Source organism: Mesorhizobium shangrilense (genome assembly GCF_040537815.1).
In the GTDB taxonomy this organism is placed as follows: domain Bacteria; phylum Pseudomonadota; class Alphaproteobacteria; order Rhizobiales; family Rhizobiaceae; genus Mesorhizobium; species Mesorhizobium shangrilense.
The window spans coordinates 1,490,775-1,509,000 of sequence record NZ_JBEWSZ010000001.1 but is presented as its reverse complement, the minus strand read 5'-3'; the positions used below and the strand labels follow the sequence as shown (position 1 = coordinate 1,509,000).

The 18,226-nt window shown below is 61.2% G+C and carries 17 protein-coding genes and 1 tRNA gene; 6 read left to right on the top strand and 12 right to left on the bottom strand.

Annotated elements, in window-relative coordinates; translation table 11 throughout:
• Positions 1 to 14: 14 nt before the first annotated feature.
• Positions 15 to 839, bottom strand: coding sequence for a nucleoside triphosphate pyrophosphohydrolase (gene mazG, locus ABVQ20_RS07585; RefSeq protein WP_354458924.1), 825 nt, complete (start codon positions 837 to 839; stop codon positions 15 to 17).
• A 76-nt stretch (positions 840 to 915) separates the two neighbouring features.
• Complete coding sequence (locus ABVQ20_RS07580; RefSeq protein WP_354458923.1) at positions 916 to 2,100, bottom strand: amino acid aminotransferase; 1,185 nt, start codon at positions 2,098 to 2,100, stop codon at positions 916 to 918.
• A gap of 208 nt (positions 2,101 to 2,308) precedes the next feature.
• Between ABVQ20_RS07580 and ABVQ20_RS07575 the strand changes: the two genes are divergently transcribed.
• Entirely contained in the window at positions 2,309 to 3,196 is an 888-nt protein-coding gene (locus tag ABVQ20_RS07575) for an aldose 1-epimerase family protein (RefSeq protein ID WP_354458922.1), read from the top strand.
• A gap of 49 nt (positions 3,197 to 3,245) precedes the next feature.
• On the opposite strand, the gene ABVQ20_RS07570 is transcribed toward ABVQ20_RS07575, so the two are convergent.
• On the bottom strand, positions 3,246 to 3,941 hold the full coding sequence (locus ABVQ20_RS07570; protein ID WP_354458921.1) for a TetR/AcrR family transcriptional regulator: 696 nt from the start codon (positions 3,939 to 3,941) through the stop codon (positions 3,246 to 3,248).
• Between the two features lie 194 nt (positions 3,942 to 4,135).
• On the opposite strand from ABVQ20_RS07570, the gene ABVQ20_RS07565 reads away from it, so the two are divergent.
• Positions 4,136 to 4,624: a RidA family protein gene (locus ABVQ20_RS07565; protein WP_354458920.1), complete on the top strand. Its 489-nt coding sequence runs from the start codon at positions 4,136 to 4,138 to the stop codon at positions 4,622 to 4,624.
• 346 nt (positions 4,625 to 4,970) lie between these two features.
• Here the strand turns inward: ABVQ20_RS07565 and ABVQ20_RS07560 are convergent, their stop codons facing one another.
• The 8 genes from ABVQ20_RS07560 to ABVQ20_RS07525 all read right to left on the bottom strand — a co-directional run bounded on the left by ABVQ20_RS07560 (position 4,971) and on the right by ABVQ20_RS07525 (position 13,185).
• Complete coding sequence (locus tag ABVQ20_RS07560; protein ID WP_354458919.1) at positions 4,971 to 5,441, bottom strand: YbaK/EbsC family protein; 471 nt, start codon at positions 5,439 to 5,441, stop codon at positions 4,971 to 4,973.
• Positions 5,442 to 5,456: 15 nt separating this feature from the next.
• Positions 5,457 to 6,275, bottom strand: coding sequence for an MBL fold metallo-hydrolase (locus ABVQ20_RS07555; protein ID WP_354458918.1), 819 nt, complete (start codon positions 6,273 to 6,275; stop codon positions 5,457 to 5,459).
• A 3-nt stretch (positions 6,276 to 6,278) separates the two neighbouring features.
• Positions 6,279 to 7,073 (bottom strand): TatD family hydrolase, encoded by a 795-nt coding sequence (locus tag ABVQ20_RS07550; RefSeq protein WP_354458917.1) that lies wholly within the window; start codon positions 7,071 to 7,073, stop codon positions 6,279 to 6,281.
• Positions 7,073 to 8,626: a methionine--tRNA ligase gene (metG, locus tag ABVQ20_RS07545; RefSeq protein WP_354458916.1), complete on the bottom strand. Its 1,554-nt coding sequence runs from the start codon at positions 8,624 to 8,626 to the stop codon at positions 7,073 to 7,075. Before metG ends, ABVQ20_RS07550 begins: the two co-directional genes overlap by 1 nt.
• 135 nt (positions 8,627 to 8,761) lie before the next feature.
• The gene (locus ABVQ20_RS07540; protein WP_354458915.1) at positions 8,762 to 9,817 is read right to left on the bottom strand and encodes a DNA polymerase III subunit delta'; all 1,056 of its coding nucleotides are present in this window, start codon (positions 9,815 to 9,817) and stop codon (positions 8,762 to 8,764) included.
• On the bottom strand, positions 9,814 to 10,488 hold the full coding sequence (gene tmk / locus ABVQ20_RS07535) for a dTMP kinase (protein WP_354458914.1): 675 nt from the start codon (positions 10,486 to 10,488) through the stop codon (positions 9,814 to 9,816). The genes ABVQ20_RS07540 and tmk overlap by 4 nt, the downstream gene beginning before the upstream one ends.
• Positions 10,489 to 10,624: 136 nt before the next feature.
• Positions 10,625 to 11,791: a D-alanyl-D-alanine carboxypeptidase family protein gene (locus ABVQ20_RS07530; protein ID WP_354458913.1), complete on the bottom strand. Its 1,167-nt coding sequence runs from the start codon at positions 11,789 to 11,791 to the stop codon at positions 10,625 to 10,627.
• Positions 11,792 to 11,961: 170 nt separating this feature from the next.
• Complete coding sequence (locus tag ABVQ20_RS07525; RefSeq protein WP_354458912.1) at positions 11,962 to 13,185, bottom strand: septal ring lytic transglycosylase RlpA family protein; 1,224 nt, start codon at positions 13,183 to 13,185, stop codon at positions 11,962 to 11,964.
• Positions 13,186 to 13,910: 725 nt separating this feature from the next.
• On the opposite strand from ABVQ20_RS07525, the gene ABVQ20_RS07520 reads away from it, so the two are divergent.
• Positions 13,911 to 14,000 (top strand) — tRNA-Ser (locus ABVQ20_RS07520).
• A gap of 954 nt (positions 14,001 to 14,954) precedes the next feature.
• Here ABVQ20_RS07520 and ABVQ20_RS07515 read toward each other — a convergent pair.
• Positions 14,955 to 15,671, bottom strand: coding sequence for an SDR family oxidoreductase (locus ABVQ20_RS07515; protein ID WP_354458911.1), 717 nt, complete (start codon positions 15,669 to 15,671; stop codon positions 14,955 to 14,957).
• A gap of 131 nt (positions 15,672 to 15,802) precedes the next feature.
• On the opposite strand from ABVQ20_RS07515, the gene ABVQ20_RS07510 reads away from it, so the two are divergent.
• The 3 genes from ABVQ20_RS07510 to ABVQ20_RS07500 all read left to right on the top strand — a co-directional run bounded on the left by ABVQ20_RS07510 (position 15,803) and on the right by ABVQ20_RS07500 (position 18,207).
• Positions 15,803 to 16,720 (top strand): LysR family transcriptional regulator, encoded by a 918-nt coding sequence (locus tag ABVQ20_RS07510; protein WP_354458910.1) that lies wholly within the window; start codon positions 15,803 to 15,805, stop codon positions 16,718 to 16,720.
• 236 nt (positions 16,721 to 16,956) lie between these two features.
• The gene (locus ABVQ20_RS07505; protein ID WP_354458909.1) at positions 16,957 to 17,364 is read left to right on the top strand and encodes a DUF930 domain-containing protein; all 408 of its coding nucleotides are present in this window, start codon (positions 16,957 to 16,959) and stop codon (positions 17,362 to 17,364) included.
• 192 nt (positions 17,365 to 17,556) lie between these two features.
• Complete coding sequence (locus tag ABVQ20_RS07500) at positions 17,557 to 18,207, top strand: TerC family protein (protein ID WP_354458908.1); 651 nt, start codon at positions 17,557 to 17,559, stop codon at positions 18,205 to 18,207.
• Positions 18,208 to 18,226: the final 19 nt, after the last annotated feature.

Here is an 18,226-nt window from a genome sequence, read left to right as displayed (position 1 = left end):
ACGGATAGGGGCGGTTATTTCGCCCTCTTGGCTTGCTGCCAGAGCGTTTCCATCTCATCCAGACCAGCCTTTTCCAGTGTGCTGCCCGATGCCTCCACCGCCTGTTCGACATAGTGGAAGCGCGAGCGGAATTTTTCGTTGGTGCCGCTGAGTGCGGCTTCGGAATCGACCTTGAGGTGTCGACCGAGATTGACGACGGCAAACAGCATGTCGCCGAACTCATCCTTGATCGACGCCGTGTCGCCCTTGGTCAGCGCTTCGCGCAATTCGCCGATCTCTTCCTCGATCTTGTCGAGGATGGGGGCTGCCTCGCTCCAGTCGAATCCGACGCGGGCGGCCTTCTCCTGAAGCTTCAGCGCCCGGGTCAGCGCGGGCAGGGCGACGGGCACGCTGTCCAGAAAGCCCTTGCCGTTGTCTTCGGGATCAAGCCCACGGGCGAGGCGGGCGCTTCGCTTCTCGGCCTTCTCCTCGGACTTGATCTTTTCCCACATGCCCTTGGCCATGCCGGCATTGCGGGCTTCCTCATCGCCGAAGACATGCGGATGGCGGCGGATCATCTTGGTCGTGATCGCCTGGACTACGTCGCCGAAGGCGAACTCGCCTGCTTCCTCGGCCATTTGCGCGTGGTAGACGACCTGCAGCAGGAGATCGCCGAGTTCGTCGCGCAAATCGTCGAGATCGCCGCGCGCTATGGCATCGGCCACTTCGTAGGCTTCCTCGATCGTGTAGGGCGCGATGGTCGAGAAGTCCTGCTCGATATCCCACGGGCAGCCGGTCTTCGGCGCGCGCAGCGCCGCCATGATCTCGATCAGCCGGGAGATGTCTTCCGATGGCTTCATACGCGGAATGCTATCCTGCGGCCCGTCGCACGGCCAACGCTGTCAGCCGGCGAGGGGGCCTTGTCCACAGTTGGCCTTAATCCAGCACGGACACGATCGCCTTGGCGAGCGCATCCATGCCGTCTTCCGGCAGGCCCGCCACATTGATGCGGCTGTCGCCGACCATGTAGACGCCGTGCTCGGTACGCAACCGCTCGACCTGGGCTTCGGAAAGACCCAGCCGGGAAAACATGCCGCGATGGCTCGCGACGAAATCGAAACGGTCGGAATTGGACTGACGCCGCAACGCGTCGGCGAATGCGACCCGCAGCCTGAGCATGCGCAGGCGCATCTCTTCGAGTTCCGCCTCCCAGTCGGCGCGCAATGTGGTGTCTTCGAGCACGATGCGCACGGCGGCTGCACCGTGGTCCGGCGGCATCGAATACATCGCGCGCGCCGCCGAAAGCATCTGGCTCATCGCAACATCCGCCTGGGCGCTGTCCTTGGCCATGACCATGGCCGCGCCAACACGGTCGCGGTAGACGGCAAAGTTCTTCGAGCAGCTGGAGGCGACGACCATTTCAGGAACCTTCGCAGCCAAAATCCGCAAGCCGGCCGCATCGGCGTCCAGTCCTTCGCCAAAACCCTGATAGGCGATATCGACAAAGGGCAGCAGGCCGCGCTCAAGCAGCAACTCAGCAACCTCAGCCCATTGCGCTTCGCTCAGGTTGGCGCCCGTCGGGTTGTGGCAGCAGCCATGCAGCAGCACCACATCGCCGCTCTTTGCGGTCCGCAGCGCCGCCAGCATGTCGTCGAAGCGAACGGCGCCCGAGGTGGCGTCGAAATATGGATAGTCGCGGATCTGCAGGCCGGCGGCGCGCATCACCGGCAAGTGGTTCGGCCATGTCGGGTCCGACAGCCAGACGGTCGCGTCGGAACGTGTCCGCTTGAGCAGTTCCGCCACCAGGCGCAGCGCACCGGAGCCACCTGGCGCCTGCGCCGCGCGAATGCGCGTCAAATCGGCTGCCGGGCCAAAGGACAATTTGGCCATCGCCGTGTTGAAGGCGGTGTCGCCAGCGAGGCCGAGATAGGTCTTTGTATCCTGGCTCTGCAGCAGACGCTTTTCAGCCTCGCGCACGGCGCGCATCACTGGCGTCTTGCCATCGCGATCCTTGTAGACGCCGACGCCGAGATCGACCTTGTCGGGGCGCGGATCGGCGCGATAGAGCCCGATCAGGGCGAGGATCTTGTCGGCGGGGGCTTGCTGCAGGTCTTCGAACATTGGCATGGTTCCGTTGGCGCGGCGGAGTGATACGAAAATTGGTTGCCGTTCACCAGTGCTTTCAACGGTCCCAAGCTGAAAGCGCGCGAATGTTGTTCCATCATCGTTGGTGTTTGGCCGTGGCGGCGCGACTAGCTTTGAGTCCGGCGAGGCTTTTGCTAACCTTGGTCCTCTTGCGGAACCCAATCGACCGACCCAGCGAGGACATGTGGGACAGGACAGCCAGACGCTTCACGGTGACGGCATTTCGGCGACCATAGTCGCACAGGGAGCGGAGCTTGTTTCCCTGCGAAGCGCGGAGGGGCTCGAACTCCTGTGGCAGGCAGGACCGGAGTGGAGGCGCCATTCGCCGGTGCTGTTTCCCATCGTTGGCCGGCTGAAGGGCGACCAATTGCATCATCGCGGCCGAACCTATCCGATGACGCAGCACGGTTTTGCCCGTGACAGGCAGTTTGAATGGGCGGAGAGGGGGCCGAGATCCTGCACGCTGGTTCTCACCGACGATGCCGACACCCGGTCGCACTATCCGTTCGCCTTCCGTCTGGCGATCAACTATTTGGTGGCGGATGGAGACCTTTCCATACGCTTCGAGATCACCAACACCGGCGACGAGACCCTGCCGGCATCGATCGGCGCCCATCCTGCGTTCAATTGGCCGCTGCGGCCGGACCTGGCCAAGACGGACTACAGGCTGACCTTTGCCGAAGCCGAGCGCGCTCCAATCCGCCGCCTGAAGGATGGTCTGCTGCTGGCAGCACCGCAGCCGACGCCTGTTGAGGGCAATATCCTCGAGCTTTCCGAGCAGCTGTTTGTCGACGACGCCGTCATTCTGGATCGGCGAGAAAGCGCTAGCGTGCGCTACGCCGCTGAGGTCGGTCCGGCCATCGAGATGTCGTGGCACGGATTTCAGGAACTGGGCATCTGGTCCAAGCCCGGTGGCGCGCCATTCCTTTGCATCGAACCTTGGCACGGCATTGCAAGCCCGGTGGATTTCGACGGCGAATTTCTCGACAAGCCGGGCCTGATGCTGATCGCGCCGGCGGCAAAGCATATTCTGGCTTACCAGATCCGCCTGCGGCAGACGCAGCACGGGTGATGGCGCGGACCCTTTGATGCGTGGCCTCTATAGAGGCGCCAGGCGGACTTTATCGTGGGGAGAGGCCATCCAGCAGGAAGCCGAGGCCTTTCCGGAAAATACCATCCCAATCATCATCCAACAGCAGCCGGGAGCGTTCGATCGTCGCGTAGTGTTCGCTGAGGCGTGTAAGGCGCTGCTGCGCGGCGGCCCTGTCGTCGTCCGAAAGGTCGAAGCTCGCCCTGGTGATGGTGGCGCCCATCACATAGGTCCAGAGCGACCATATCGCGACGTTCATATCCGCGGCCGCTACGCCGGCCCCGGACAAGGTCTTGCTTAGCAGTTCCAGCCGACTGAGCATGTTCGGGCCGAGTGCGCGGCGCGGCAACAGCGATACCGACCAAGGATGGCGCAGCATGCTGGCGCGCCAGTCCTCGAGCAGATACACGACTTTTCCGCGCCAGTCTTGAGACGCAACCATTTGCGGCGGTTCGCGATATTCGAGCACCGAATCGAGCGCCAGATCAAAGACATCCTCTTTGTTGTCGACATGCCAATATAGGCTCATCACGCCCGAGCCAAGTCGATCAGCCAGCCGACGCATCGTCAATCCATCGACCCCTTGAGCGTCCAGCAGTTCTACCGCGCCGGCCACGATACGTTGCCGAGAGAGAGGCGGTTCACCGGATAACTCCTTCCCGGGCTGGAGCGATCCACTTGCCCGTTGAGATCGTTTGCCTCGCGCGCCGCTACCTTTGGCTGCCATTCGTCTTACTCGGTGGTCGGAACCTCGGATTTTGGCAGGCAGCGTCAGGAATGTCGATGCCGGCTGGTTGACTCGTACCATGTACCATAAGATGACTCGTGCATCGTACGAGTCATCTTATGGTACGGGCCAGAATTCGATCATGCCGGCCGCGAGCGTACGTTGCTCGCCGTCAGCAGAGCCACGAGAAAATCATGTCTCGCTCAATCAAGCATCTGCTTATCGGAGGACTAGTCACCATGACCATGGGAGTTCCCACTGCGACGACGGCGAATGAGAATGATCGCAAGCTGACCATCGTCAATCCACAGAACCTCTACGACCCGTCGCCGAATGGCTACAGCACGGTGGTGATCACGCCCCGCGAAACCCGGGTGGCCTATATCTCCGGGCAGGGCGGCCAAGATAGCACAGGCGCCTTGTCGCCCGACTTCGCTGTCCAGGTCGAGCAGGCCTACGCAAATTTGCGCACCGCCCTCGATGCGCTTGGTGCCAAGCCGGATCAGGTCGCCAAACTCACGGTCTTCGTGGTCGATCACGATATGTCCAAGCTTGAGGTGTTGGTCAGGAACGTCAAGGAAATGTTCGGCGAGGCGCTGCCGGCGCAGACGCTGGTTCCCGTTCCCAAGCTTGCAATTGACCCCATGCTCGTCGAGGTGGAGGCAGTGGTCGTGCTTGACTAGCGGGGCGGTCCGCATCGCCTCGGTGACTGTCAGCAGCGCCAGCAAGTTAGAAATGCGACAACCTCTATGCGTTGCAGCTCGCGTTCGCTCATCAACACCAATCCCACCTACAGTCTCCCTCGCTATCGGTGCCGGGGAGAATGGCATTCAGCAAAGCGGAAGCGACATTCCTACTTTTCAGAAGTGGGACACTTTAACTTTGCGCCTACAGGAAAAAGTCGCATAAGATAGATTATGGAACTAACCGATATGGCGGCTGGTCGAAATTCTGTAGAAATGTCAGCAGCTTGATCCTGATGGCGTTGCGGCCGATATCATCAGAAGCAGCGCATCTATGCGCCATCCCTCAGGCCGACAGGTCCGCTACCACAGCCTTCGCGGCGTTGATCATTGCATACGGCTCGGCGGCAAACACCGCATCATGCGCACCGGCAGCAGCCCAGATGCGATCGAAGCCCAGCAGGACTTCATCGGCGAATGCCGGCATCACAATCAGGTGCCCGATGGGCGCGACGCCGCCAATGGCAAAGCCGGTTTCGTCGCGGATGTGTCTTGGATCGGCGCGCTTGAGCGGCTCATTGGTCAATGCCGCGGCCTTGGCAAGATCGAGCTGGTTGCTGCCGGACACCAGGAACAGAAACAGCTTTCCGCTGTTTTCTCCCTGGAAAATCAATGATTTGACGATCTGTGCCACCGTGCAGCCGCATTGCATCGCAGCTTCTTCGGCCGTGCGCGTCGAGGCACCCATGCGCTTGATCTCGATGTCGAGGCCGGCGTCAGCCGCCGCCTGGGTCACACGATCAATGCTGCCAGCCATGAACAGTTATTCCCATCACATTGATTCAAAAGGAATTTCAATGATCATGCCGTCAAAGGCCGGCTCGACGTTGGCCGGCGTCTCGGCCATGACCGTGGCATAGTCGAGCGGCACATGCATATGCGTCAGAACGGAGCGTCTGGGTGCCAGTCGTTCGATCCAGCCAAGCGCCTGGTCGAGCGACAGATGGCTTGGATGCGTCTTGTACTGCAGCGCGTCGATGACGAGCACCTCAAGGCCCTCCAGCCGCTCGGCGGTGGTCTCCGGGAAGTCGCTGATGTCGGGGCAGTAGGCCAGCCCGCCAATGCGAAATCCCAGCGATATGATATCGCCATGGATTTGAGGCAGCGGTTCGAGGGTGAGGGCACCGCCCTCTCCTTCAATGGTCACCGGCCTGCCATGGTCGATGAGATGCGGCGTGACGATGGGCGGATAGGAACTGCCTTGCGGTGTCTGGAAGCAATATCCGAACGCTTCTCGCAACCTCAGCATGGTGGCTTGGTCGGCATGGACGTTGATCCGCTCGCGCTGGTCGAGCACGAAGCCGCGCAAATCGTCGATGCCGTGGATGTGGTCTGCATGCGGATGGGTGTAGACGACACCATCGATGCGCCTGACGGACGCCAGCAGCATCTGTTCGCGAAAGTCAGGCCCGGTGTCGATGACGACCGTGGTCCTGCCACCATTCGCCGCAATCCGCTCGACGAGCGCGGCGGTGCGCATGCGCCGGTTCCTGGGGTTCGCCGGATCGCAATTGCCCCAGTCGCCGGTGATGCGCGGCGTGCCGGGCGACGAGCCGCAGCCGAGAACGGTGAGGCGCAGCCGGTCGGTCATGCTTCAGGCGACCCGCACGTCCGGGCGCGGCATTTTGCGGAACAGCCGGAAGAAATTGTCCGTCGTGGCAGTTGCGATCTCCGTCTCGGTGATCCCGATGGTTTCCGCCAGCACCTTGGCCGTATGCGCGACATAGGCGGGTTCGTTGCGTTTGCCGCGGAACGGTATCGGTGCGAGATATGGCGCGTCGGTTTCCACCAGCAGGCGGTCATGCGGCACATCAGCGGCAATGGCGCGGAGCTCGGCCGAATTCTTGAAGGTCAGGATGCCCGAGAAGGAAATGTAGCCGCCGAGCGCGACGCCCACTTCGGCCAGCCTGCGTCCCGACGAAAAACAATGCAGGATGAAGGGGAAGGCGCCCTTCCCTGTTTCGTCCGTGAGGATGCCAGCCATGTCGTCGTCGGCGTCGCGGGAATGAATGACCAGCGGCAGCCCGGTCTCTCGCGCTGCGGCGATATGGGCGCGAAAGCCCTGCGCTTGCGCATCGCGCGGCGCTTTGTCGTAGAAATAGTCGAGCCCGGCCTCGCCGATCGCCACCACCTTCGGATGGGCGGACAGGCGCACGAGATCGTCCTTCGTCACGTCCAGCTCTTCGGCGGCATTGTGCGGATGGGTGCCGACAGAGCAATAGACTTCGTCGAAAGTCTCAGCGATTTCAAGTATTTGCTGGAAACGCTTTACGCGGGTCGAGATCGTCACCATGCGGCCGACACCGGCTGCTTTGGCGCGGGCGACGATGGCCGCCCGCTCCTCAGTGAAATCTGGAAAATCCAGATGGCAGTGGCTGTCGACAAGCATCAGGCGTTCGCGTCCGGCTGTTCGACATAACGCGGAAACACGCCTTCCGGCAAAGGCAAAGCAGCGCCGGGAACCAGCGCATGGTCCGCGTGGACATGAACAAAGTCGCGGCTTTCCATCGCCACCGCTAGCAGGTCCAGCAGCTTCCTGGCCGATCCCGGAATGAAGGGCTGGCACAACAGCGCCACACGGCGGACGACTTCGGCGGTCGTCCACAGCACCGTCTCCATCCGCGCCGGATCGGTTTTCTTCAGCGCCCATGGCTCCTGCGAAGCGAAGTAGCGATCAGCGTCCGCCACGACGTTGAAGATTGCTGCCAGGGCCAGATGGATGCCCTGCTCCGACATTGCCTTGCGCGCCATGGCAAGAGCGGCCACCGCCTGATCCAGGATCGCCTTGTCGGCCTCCGTCAGGTCGCCGCGCTTCGGCACCACGCCGCCGCAGTTCTTGGCGATCATCGACAGCGAACGCTGCGCCAGATTGCCGAGGCCATTGGCAAGATCGGCGTTGGTGCGGTTGACGATCGCTTCATGGCTGTAGCTGCCATCCTGGCCGAACGGCACCTCGCGCAGGAAGAAGTAGCGCACCTGGTCGACGCCGTAATGCTCGACCATGGTGAACGGGTCGATGACGTTGCCGACGGACTTCGACATCTTCTCGCCGCGGTTGAACAGGAAGCCGTGGCCAAAGACACGCTTCGGCAGCGGGATTCCCGCCGACATCAGGAAGGCCGGCCAGTAGACGGCGTGAAAGCGGACGATGTCCTTGCCAATGATGTGCGCATCCGCTGGCCAGAAAGGCCATTTGTCAGCATTTTCATCGGGATAGCCGACAGCGGTGATGTAGTTGGTCAATGCATCGACCCACACATACATCACATGCTTGTCGTCGCCTGGGACGGGCACGCCCCAATCAAAAGTGGTGCGCGAGATCGACAGGTCCTTGAGGCCGGACTTGACGAAGCTCATCACCTCATTGCGGCGCTCGGCAGGGCCAATGAAGTCAGGCTGGCTTTCGTAGAGTTCCAGCAGTCGGTCCTGATAGGTCGACAGCCGGAAGAAATAGCTCTCTTCCTCGACCCATTCGACGGGTGTGCCCTGAGGGCCGTAGCGGATATCGTCCGCACGGACCTCTGTCTCCTCCTCGCCGTAATAGGCTTCGTCGCGCACCGAGTACCAGCCGGCATAGCCGCCCTTGTAGATGTCGCCATTGGCGGCCATCGCCTTCCAGATCGCCTGGGACGACGCATAGTGCCGCTCTTCCGTCGTGCGGATGAAATCGTCGTTGGAGGCGTTCAGGGCCGCCGCCATGCGCTTGAAATCGGCTGAATTGCGGTCGGCAAGCTCGCGCGGCGAGATGCCTTCCCGCTTCGCGGTCTGCAGCATCTTGATGCCGTGCTCGTCGGTACCGGTGAGGAAGAACACGTCCTTGCCGTCGTGGCGCTGGAAGCGAGCGAGCGCGTCGGTCGCGATCAGCTCATAGGCGTGGCCGATATGCGGCTTGCCGTTTGGATAGGAAATCGCTGTCGTGATGTAGAATGTGTCGCGTGACATGGATGAACCGTCATGAATGTCTGAATGTCAGTTGTGGCGGTGGATATCGCATCGGGACGGCGATTGCCATCCCGAGGCCAATGCATGCCGCCCGAAAGTGCCCCGGTTTGGGGCAACGGCATGTATAGGAAACCGTCACATTCGCATTGCAGAATTCAAGCGGTCGATCATGATCAGGGCGTGCTGCTTCTTGTCGAGGTTGTAGGTTTCGGTCTCAGATACCGCGTCCAGCGCCTCATGCCAAGTATCCGACAGTGTTTTCGCGCGTACAAGATCGCCGGCCAATGCGGCCTGGCTTGCCGCGTCCGACAGCAGGTCCAGCGCGCGCCGGTTGAAGATGTCGAACTGGATCGCCTGGTCTCGGCCCGCCACCGCTTCCGCCAGGCGATAGGCGCCGGCGACATCGCTCTTCCTGCCGGCCACCAGGGCGTCCAGGGTGCTGGCGATTTCCAGTCCGCCATATTGCGTCAGCAGGATCGCCGTGCGCGCGCTGCCCCCTGCCCGTTCGGCCAATGCCGCGCGTGCGGCCGGATCGTCCGGCGGCGGCGGCTCGACGGTCTCCAGGACGGTCATGAGATCCTCGGCATCGAGCGGCGCAAGGCGCACCATCTGGCAGCGCGACCGGATTGTCGGCAGCAGGGTGCCCGGTGCGTGGACAATCAGGATGAACAGGGTGCGCGGCGGCGGCTCCTCGAGATTCTTCAGCAAGGCATTGGCGGCGTTGGTATTCATGTCATCAGCCGGATCGATGATCACCACCCGGTAGCTGCCATCATGCGAGGTCATCGACAGGAAGCGGCTGACCTTGCGGATCTCGTCGACGGTGACGACGGTCTTGAAGCTCTTGGTCTTGTCATTCGCCGGCCGGGTCAGATGCAGCACCGACGGATGCGCCCCGGTGGCAATCTGGCGAGACAGCGACGAGGATGGATCCGGAACCGCGAAGGACAGCGGCGCATGTTCAAAGGCCGGATGTTTCAGCAGATGATGCGCCAGATGAAAGGCCAGTGTCGCCTTGCCGATGCCGACCGGGCCGGCGAAGATCAGCGCATGCGGCAGCTTTCCGGAGCGATAGGCGGCGGCGAGCATGTTGGCCGTCTGCAGGTGGCCGACAAGACGGGGCGTTTCCGACGGCTCCGGCACGCCGTCCAGCGTGTCATGTTGTTCTGGTGCGATGCGTTCGAAAATCATGCCGGCGCGGCCTGTCTCTTGTTGGACGGCGTTCGCGTCTCCAGCGCCGCGAACACAGCGGCGGTGACGACATTCTCGACCGTGTCGGGATCGCCGGACGCATCGATGACGATGCAGCGCTCAGGCTCGGCCGCGGCGATCGCCAGGAATGCGGCGCGGCGGCGCTGATGGATGGCCAGGGTTTCCTTCTCGAAACGGTCGGCGGCTGCTTCCGTGCCACGCCGCACTGTCGCGCGCCGCAGTCCCTCGGTCGGGTCGATGTCGAAGATCAACGTCATGTCGGGCACCATGCCGTTGACGGCCACCTTTTCAAGCGCGTCCATGAACGCAGGGTCGATGTTGCCGGTGACGCCCTGGTAGACGCGCGAAGAGTCCATGAAGCGGTCGCAAAGCACGATCGAGCCGCGCTCGACCGCCGGGCGAATGACCTGCTCGACATGGTCGGAGCGAGCGGCCGCAAAAAGCAGCGCCTCCATCCTGGGGCCGAACGGCTCGGCAGCACCGGAAAGCAGCACATGCCTGACAGCCTCGGCGCCGGGCGATCCTCCCGGTTCACGCGTAACGACGACATCGTACTTCTTGGCGCGCATCTTCCTGGCCAACCGCTCGATCTGCGTTGACTTGCCTGCTCCTTCGCCGCCTTCGAAGGTGATGAAAAATCCGCTCGACAAACGAAAAGCCTTTATCCACGCCTGCGGTGAACGTAACGCATGAGCCCGAAAATCGGAATCGGTTTTGCGTGCGCAAAATATCCTGATGGTTGCGACCTAATAGTCCGGGCCTGGCAAAAGGTCCACGCCGTTGGCGCTATCGCAGCCAGCCGACAGCCAATTCCTTGACCGCATCGAGCGCGCGCTGCGGCAGAGTGCCCGTGGCCACCGATTCTGCCGCGAACAACGGCGTTTCCTGGCTCAGCGTATCACCGATCCAGACTCGCAGCGCGCCCACCGCCTGCCCCTCCTCTACCGGTGCGGTCACCGGCCCGTCATAGACAATCCTGGCCGTCAGCTTGTCGCGGTTCGTGATAGGCAGGAATATGTTCACGGGCCCCTTTGCCTTCAAGGCCACGCCGGATTTCACGCCACCGAAAACCTGGGCCTCGCCGACCACTTCGTCCTTGGCGAAAATCTCGGTCTTCTCGAAGGAGCGAGCGCCCCAGTCGAGCAGCTTGCGTGCTTCCTCGGCGCGCTCTCGATCGCTCGCCAGCCCACTCATCGCCGCGATGACGCGGGAGCCATTGTGGCTGACGGAAGCGACGATGCCGAAACCGGCAGCTTCGCTCGTGCCGACCGCCAGGCCGTCAGCGCCGATATCCATGGCCAGAAGCGGATTGCGGTTCCGTTGCGAGATCTTGTTCCAGGTAAAATCCTTCTCGCCGAAATAGGCATAGAGATCCGGATATTCCCGCTGGATGTGCAGGGCCAGTTGCGCGAGTTCGCGCACCGTCGTCTGTTGCCCATCCGCCGGCAGGCCGGTTGAGTTGACGAAGGTCGATTTCCGCAAACCGATCTGGCGCGCGCGTTCTGTCATCTGCGCCGCGAAATTTTCTTCCGATCCGGCCATGCCTTCGGCGAGGATCATACAGCCATCATTGGCTGCCTGCACGGTGACCCCCCGGATCAGATCCTCGACCCGGATCGAGGACTTGAGTTTCGCAAACATCGTCGATGTTCCGGAGGGAGCGCCGCCTTTGCGCCACGCATTCTCGCTGACCACGAATGTGTCATCGAGCGTCATGCGCTTGGACTTGATCGCGTTGAAAACCACTTCCATCGTCATCAGCTTGGCCATCGATGCCGGTGGAAAGGGCTTGTCGGCATCCTTGGCAAACAGCACCGTTCCGGTCTCGGCGTCGACCATGAAGGCCTGTGCGGCCTTGGTCTCGAAAAGTTGTGCGCTGACCGGTGCCAACGAGAGCAGCAGAAGACCAAACCCAAAAAAACCGACCAAAGGCGCCGAAAAGCGAAATTTCATGAAGTCGACCCGTTTGCCGGTATTCAATGCATGTCGCCCACAAAAGACCTACGGCGCGCCGCATGAATCCGTTTCGACGCGACGCGCTTTAGCAGGGCAAAGCTATCAGGCTTTTTCCCGGCGGATCAACCGCGGGACGCAAATACCGGGAGACTTTCGGTGTGTCCGGATCAGTTGCGCACAACGAGCGCGTCTGGCGCACCATGCGACCATGCCGCCTGCAGCATTTCGTCCAGGCTGCGGTGGCCGTCCGGATAGAGATTGACGGAATACCAGTCCTCGCCGTCGAGTTCGGAACGCTGGATTTCGGTCTTGCCGAATTCGGATAGTTGTGCGGCCACGCGCTTTGCCTCGGCGGCATTCTCGAAGGATCCAGCGGCGACGTAGTCCGAGGCTGAACTGGCCGGCGGAGCCTGTCGCTTCCACGATTGCAGCACGTCGGCTGGTGACATGCCGGTCCCACCCAACGAGGCAAAGACGTCCGAGGCGCGATGCACACGCTCGTCCGCATAGGACAGGGACGCCATGGCAAACGGCGATTGCGCCGGCAGGCCGAATTCCGGGCGTTCCGGCACGATTGGGCCAAAATCGGGCAGTGCGAGATCGCCGAAGGCTGGCGCCTGTGCCGACATAGCAGGTTGCAGAGGAGCGGAATTCGTCAGCTGACCAGGAAACGGCACGGCCGCGGCACCTACCGGCACACTCGGCGATGGTCCATTCATGGCCACCATCACGCCGGTGGGCAACCCGTCCGAAGGGTCCGGAATCCTGTTTCCAGGATGGTAGGACGCCATCAGGTACTGGTCGTCATTGCCATCGAGCGGCGCGCGTCCGACATATTCCACCTTCACCTCGGCCGTGCCGATATTGGCATAGTCGAGCATCTGCGCGGCGCGCTCGGACACGTCGATGATGCGGCCTTCGTGATAGGGGCCGCGATCGTTGACGCGAACAATGACCGAACTGCCGGTCTTCAGATTGGTGACGCGTGCGTAGCTCGGCAACGGCATGGTCGGATGCGCCGCGGTGAGATGCGTCATGTCATAGACTTCGCCATTGGCGGTAAGCCGGCCGTGAAAGGCATCACCGTACCAGGATGCCAGGCCGACCTTCTTGTAATTCTTCTCTTCCTTGGGATAATACCACTTGCCGCGAACCTGATAGGGCTTGCCAAGCTGGTCACGTCCGCCGCCGCGCAATCCTGCCATCCGGGCGACGCGCGGGCTGGCCTTCACGCCATATTCGGATTCGGAAAAGTATTCCTTGGAGCGCGGCCTCTTGTCGATCATGGCCTTCGGCTGCGGTGTCCCGCAGGCCGACAGCATGGCGGCCGACACGACGAACAACGCGACAGCGGAAGCACGGCGAAGACGCGGGCGCGCCGTAGTCTGCATATTCCGATTGTCCCCTACAGTCTCGACAGAGACATCGCTGCTTGAACATCATCAGGGCCGATGCACTCACTTAAATGCTAACGGCGCCTGAACCCCTATCCTTTGTGCGCAGGAATTGTTTATCAGCGTATTAACCGATTGTGTCCGAAACCGGGCAAGATTGTGACGCGCCGCCACGCTGCCGACCCAATTGAAAAGTAAGGGTTTTTCGGCCATCGGCGTAGAGGCGGCAGCCGCCAACTCGCTGCAAGCCGTCTAAACCAACCATCTGCCACGGAGATATGATCCTGTCTCGTCGTTGTTACCGCGAACGCCGGACGCGTCAGCCGCCGGCGTTGAGAGCGTGAACAACACGCGGCATTCCAACGGAGCGGGCCGATGACGATCCTCGCCGGCCGAGCCTTGGTCAGTCTGAAGTCAAGTCAGCACATGACTCTTATTGCGGCGTCGATCCCGACTGGTTCGACTGCGCCGTCACCAAAGACAATTTCTCACGTTTTGTCAGAACTGGCTTTTCGTAGACTTTCTTCATGGATTCCCCCGAAAAGAACGCACGCGACCAGTTGGCCAGCACATCACTGCGCTGTCAACCGCAAGGCTTGTACGGATGGTGCCGGTTGACAGGCCTTTGCCGAGCACACTAGAGCAGTGGCGCGCGACTGATCTGAACGTGCGGGATTGCCCGCAGGCGGCCAGGGCGGGCACTCGTGATCGAACGATCACCAGGAGGAATGGCCGAGCGGTTTAAGGCACCGGTCTTGAAAACCGGCGTGGGTGCAAGCTCACCGTGGGTTCGAATCCCACTTCCTCCGCCAGGTATTTTCTTAAGAGATTGGTATCATTGGGTAAATCGTCTTACCCTAACTTGGCGCCTGACTTGTTTGTGCGGTGGGGACGACAGCTGCTAGCGCGAATATCCGCGTTTGATCATCACCATGTCCGCGCCCCCTTCTTCGGCCGCTTCGGGTTCATGAGGTGCCGGCGCTTCCAGTCAATCGATTCGCTTAAGGTCGTTGCCTCCCATGGATGCTTCGAGCGATAGCGTTTTTGAAGCTGTCGTACTGACTGTTGTCGCGACCAAGGTGGCCTTTGAGCGGCGGCAGAAGCGCGAAAAGTGTGCGTCTCATAACCATGCCCTGCCCTGCCCGGTTCGAAGGTAGGCGTTGTCGACAATGCCACTGATGACCCTTTTGTGTCGGCCCTTACCCCATTTGGGGGATGCACGGCGAAGGTTCCCGGCATACGGCGCCGGTCGAATAGCGATCATTTGCCAAGGAGTTGGTCGTGGGTGTTTTGTCTGCGGCACGCAATGCAGCGCGCGAAGTTGGACCCTCGGTAACATTTGCTGCCCTGCTTGCAGTAGCCTTTTGGGGCTTCGTCGCGTTTGAAGTGTTCGCCGCGCTTTTTGAGTAACCTGCTGCTCGGACGCTGACCGTGCTGGCGTGGCCTGCGCGAAGGGGTCCAAATGTTCCGGGCCGTTCGGATCATCGAACTGAAGGCGACGGGCACGAGCTTCCGTCCTCGCCGTGTCGACGCAAGCCTCAAAAAGTCGGATTCCATGCCGGGCGGCTATTCAGTTCGGCGAGAAGATCGCGGAGCAAAGCGGCGCACGTTGACGGTTGAGCGGTCCAAACGGGAGGACGGCTTTCAATTGTCCGCTGCCTCAGTGTGTAGCTTAGACGTCCTCATCATCGTCGGGCGCAGCCCGCGACTTCGATCTAAATCGGCAACGCTGGTTTCCACCAGCTTCCTGGCTCGAAATCACCGCTTCACCAAGGGACGGTTCGGCCGAGATAGTCGAGATATTCCAGTCCAGGCTTTCCCTGCTTCGACAGAAGGACGTTCACCAGGCTCGGCACGCTTTCCTCGATACTCAGCCGTCCATCCGGACCCCCCAGTTCGGTGCGGACCCAGCCCGGAGCCATTGTTACCATCGCACGCGATGTCCCCGAATGGCGGGCCGCGAAGCTGCGCATGAACATGTTCAAGGCCGCCTTGCTGCCCCGGTACACCTCACGCTGCCCGGTTTCATTGTTGGCAATGCTGCCCTGCCCGGATGACATCACGCCAATCAGACCCGTGGCAGGCACATATTGCTCCAGGCTCTCGATAACCCGCATGGGGCTCAGGGCATTTGTGACCATGACTCTCACGAACTCGTCGGTCGTCACATCCGCGATCGTTTCAGCCGGGTTGTTGGTCACGCCGGCGTTGACGAAAAGCATCTCGAACACCCTGTCCGACAGGCGGTCACGCAACGCCGCGACCTGATCCGGCTCGCAAATGTCCACGATCTCTATTTCGACCCGGCCTTCGAACTCGTCAGCAAGATCGTGCAGCTTGGTTCGGCTTCCGCCGCCTCGGACCGTGCCGACGATGTCCCATCCTTTCTTCAGGAATTCGGCGGCCATGGCATGGCCAAGACCGCGCGATGCGCCGATGAGAAGGATGGTACCGGCAGCAGCACTCAAAGCGGTCTTGGGCATGGACAATGTCCTCGTTGGTCAGGTTCAACACAAACATAAGCGGCCCCACGACAGGCGCCAGACGCATCAAAATCAAAATATAGTTGCACCAAACGCTGTGTCGGACGAAGCAGATGAGATAGACTCGATCGATGAACGACGCGGATGTGGATCTGAACCTTCTCGTTGCGCTGGACATATTGCTCGCCGAAGGCAGTGTCACAGGCGCTGCCCGCCGTCTTGGCCTGAGTACCTCCGCGATGAGCCGGACGCTGACACGACTTCGGTCGGCAATACGCGATCCCCTGCTCGTTCGGGCCGGGCGTGGGCTTGTGCCGACACCCCGCGCCGCCGAGCTGCGCGATCGCGTCCATGAGCTGACCCGCGATGTGCGAGCTGTTCTCCGGCCGCAAATCAATGATGCCGACATGGCCGGGCTCGAATTGACGTTCGTCATTCGCGCCAGTGAAGCGTTCCTGGAGTTCCTTTCCGGCCTCGTCGTTGCCGCCGTAACGCGAGCGGCGCCGCGCGTCCGCCTCCGTTTTGTATCCAAGCCCGACAAGGATGCGCGCCCGCTTCGGGAAGGCCTCATCGATCTTGAGATCGGCTTGCTTGGAACGTCCGCGCCGGAAATACGCACCCAGTTCCTGTTTTACGATAGATATGTCGGCGTCGTCCGGATCGGGCATCCGCTTCTGGTTGGCGCGGGCGTTACGCCAGAACGATATGCCGCCTGCAACCATGTCGTGGCGTCACGGGAAGGCAAAGTCACGGAGCCGATCGATGACGCTCTGGAGGCGCTTGGCCTTGGACGGAAGATAATGGTTATCGTGCCCGGTTATCCGGATGCGATGCGGATCGCGAGCCAATCGGAATTGGTCGCGGTCGTGCCGCTTTCATGTGTTGGCCACGCAGCCACGGCGGGGCTTGAGAGCTTCGATCTCCCGATTCCGATGCCTGAATTCAAGATATCGGCGATGTGGCATCCTCGCACGGACGCCGACCCGGCACATCGCTGGCTGCGCGACACCGTGATGTCGGTTTGCCGGGCAGCGTATCCACGGCGATGAATTTCCGTGGCATAGAAGGGCCCGCCCCTGCAGCCACAGGGTGCTGTTGCGTGGAACAGATCCGTGATCGAGGCCGCTGACGGCTTTGTGTACATCCGGACCCGGTTGATTGGATAATTCTGCAATCCATTGAAATCAAACGGGCTTTACGGTTAAGCTGCACAGATCGCTCGCTCGTTTTCTTGTCGAAGGTGAAATCGTTCAAAACAGCCCTTGGTTGATTTTTCCGACAAAATATGCTGCTTGTCTCGCCCATGAAAAAGCTTTTCATCGCCGCCCTGGCATCCACAATACTGGCTTTGCCGGCACAGGCCATGGACAGCGCTTTGCGCGCCGGCTTGATGAAACTTGATCCGCAGACCCGGCTTGAGCAGCGGTGCGATGCCGAAGTCCTCGACCGGATCACGCATGACGATCACAAATTCAAGGCGGATCGGGTCGTCGCTTACGCTTTCGCAACACCCGAAATGGGCACCGATGCAATCCGCAGCCCGGGCGCCGCGTTTCGCAGCAAGGGGCAGTGGTACCGTCTGAAATTCAAGTGCCAGACGGCTCCGGACCATATGGAGATTCTGAACCTTCGTTACCGCATCGGCGACGAGATTCCAGAAACCGACTGGTCCAAATACAATCTCTACAACTAAGATCCTGCAGTTAGATTGTTCTCGACACGATGATCTGCGATCGTGTTGGCAATGCAATTGTTTCAATCCTATTTTGCAACCGGGATAAGGTTGCAGCATTGATGCAATCTCTTGACGCGTATCAATCGTACACGGTAGGGCGTGCGCCTATCGGGCGCGGGTAATCGGCGAACAGCAAGGGGCTTCCAGTCGATGGAAATTTTCACCGCCGCAGGCATATCGGCCCTGCTCCAGGTCATCGCCATCGATCTCGTGCTTGCCGGCGACAACGCCATCGTCATCGGCCTCGCCGCGGCTGGGCTGCCGGCCGAGCAGCGCAAGAAAGCGATCCTGATCGGCGTCCTGGCGGCGACGGTGCTGCGCATCTGTTTTGCGGCAATCACCGTCAAGCTGCTTGCCATCGTCGGCCTGTTGCTGGCCGGGGGCATCTTGCTTCTGTGGGTCTGCTGGAAGATGTACCGCGAGCTGCGCACATCCCACGCCGATGAGCTGGAGGCGACCGAGGCGCTGTCGAATTCGGCTGGCGCCACTGCCAGCGCAAAGGGGCCGCGCAAGACATTGGGTCAGGCCGCATTGCAGATCGTCGTGGCGGATGTGTCGATGTCGCTCGACAATGTGCTGGCCGTGGCGGGCGCCGCGCGCGACCATTTCACGGTGCTGATCATAGGCCTGGTGCTGTCGATTGCCTTGATGGGGCTCGCGGCGAGCTTTATCGCCAAGCTGCTGCACCGCCATCGTTGGATCGCCTATATCGGCCTGCTGATCATCCTCTATGTCGCCGTGGACATGGTCTATCGCGGTGCGATGGAAGTGTGGCCGCACGTCAACAACGCGGTCAGTTGAGGTTGACCAACCATACTGG

Bases quoted from the DNA above. Each gene is read 5' to 3' on its own strand.
- mazG (WP_354458924.1), bottom strand. From the start codon at position 839: ATGAAGCCATCGGAAGACATCTCCCGGCTGATCGAGATCATGGCGGCG.
- ABVQ20_RS07580 (WP_354458923.1), bottom strand. From the start codon at position 2,100: ATGTTCGAAGACCTGCAGCAAGCCCCCGCCGACAAGATCCTCGCCCTG.
- ABVQ20_RS07570 (WP_354458921.1), bottom strand. From the start codon at position 3,941: ATGGCAGCCAAAGGTAGCGGCGCGCGAGGCAAACGATCTCAACGGGCA.
- ABVQ20_RS07565 (WP_354458920.1), top strand. From the start codon at position 4,136: ATGTCTCGCTCAATCAAGCATCTGCTTATCGGAGGACTAGTCACCATG.
- ABVQ20_RS07560 (WP_354458919.1), bottom strand. From the start codon at position 5,441: ATGGCTGGCAGCATTGATCGTGTGACCCAGGCGGCGGCTGACGCCGGC.
- ABVQ20_RS07555 (WP_354458918.1), bottom strand. From the start codon at position 6,275: ATGACCGACCGGCTGCGCCTCACCGTTCTCGGCTGCGGCTCGTCGCCC.
- ABVQ20_RS07550 (WP_354458917.1), bottom strand. From the start codon at position 7,073: ATGCTTGTCGACAGCCACTGCCATCTGGATTTTCCAGATTTCACTGAG.
- metG (WP_354458916.1), bottom strand. From the start codon at position 8,626: ATGTCACGCGACACATTCTACATCACGACAGCGATTTCCTATCCAAAC.
- ABVQ20_RS07540 (WP_354458915.1), bottom strand. From the start codon at position 9,817: ATGATTTTCGAACGCATCGCACCAGAACAACATGACACGCTGGACGGC.
- ABVQ20_RS07530 (WP_354458913.1), bottom strand. From the start codon at position 11,791: ATGAAATTTCGCTTTTCGGCGCCTTTGGTCGGTTTTTTTGGGTTTGGT.
- ABVQ20_RS07525 (WP_354458912.1), bottom strand. From the start codon at position 13,185: ATGCAGACTACGGCGCGCCCGCGTCTTCGCCGTGCTTCCGCTGTCGCG.
- ABVQ20_RS07515 (WP_354458911.1), bottom strand. From the start codon at position 15,671: ATGCCCAAGACCGCTTTGAGTGCTGCTGCCGGTACCATCCTTCTCATC.
- ABVQ20_RS07510 (WP_354458910.1), top strand. From the start codon at position 15,803: ATGAACGACGCGGATGTGGATCTGAACCTTCTCGTTGCGCTGGACATA.
- ABVQ20_RS07505 (WP_354458909.1), top strand. From the start codon at position 16,957: ATGCTGCTTGTCTCGCCCATGAAAAAGCTTTTCATCGCCGCCCTGGCA.
- ABVQ20_RS07500 (WP_354458908.1), top strand. From the start codon at position 17,557: ATGGAAATTTTCACCGCCGCAGGCATATCGGCCCTGCTCCAGGTCATC.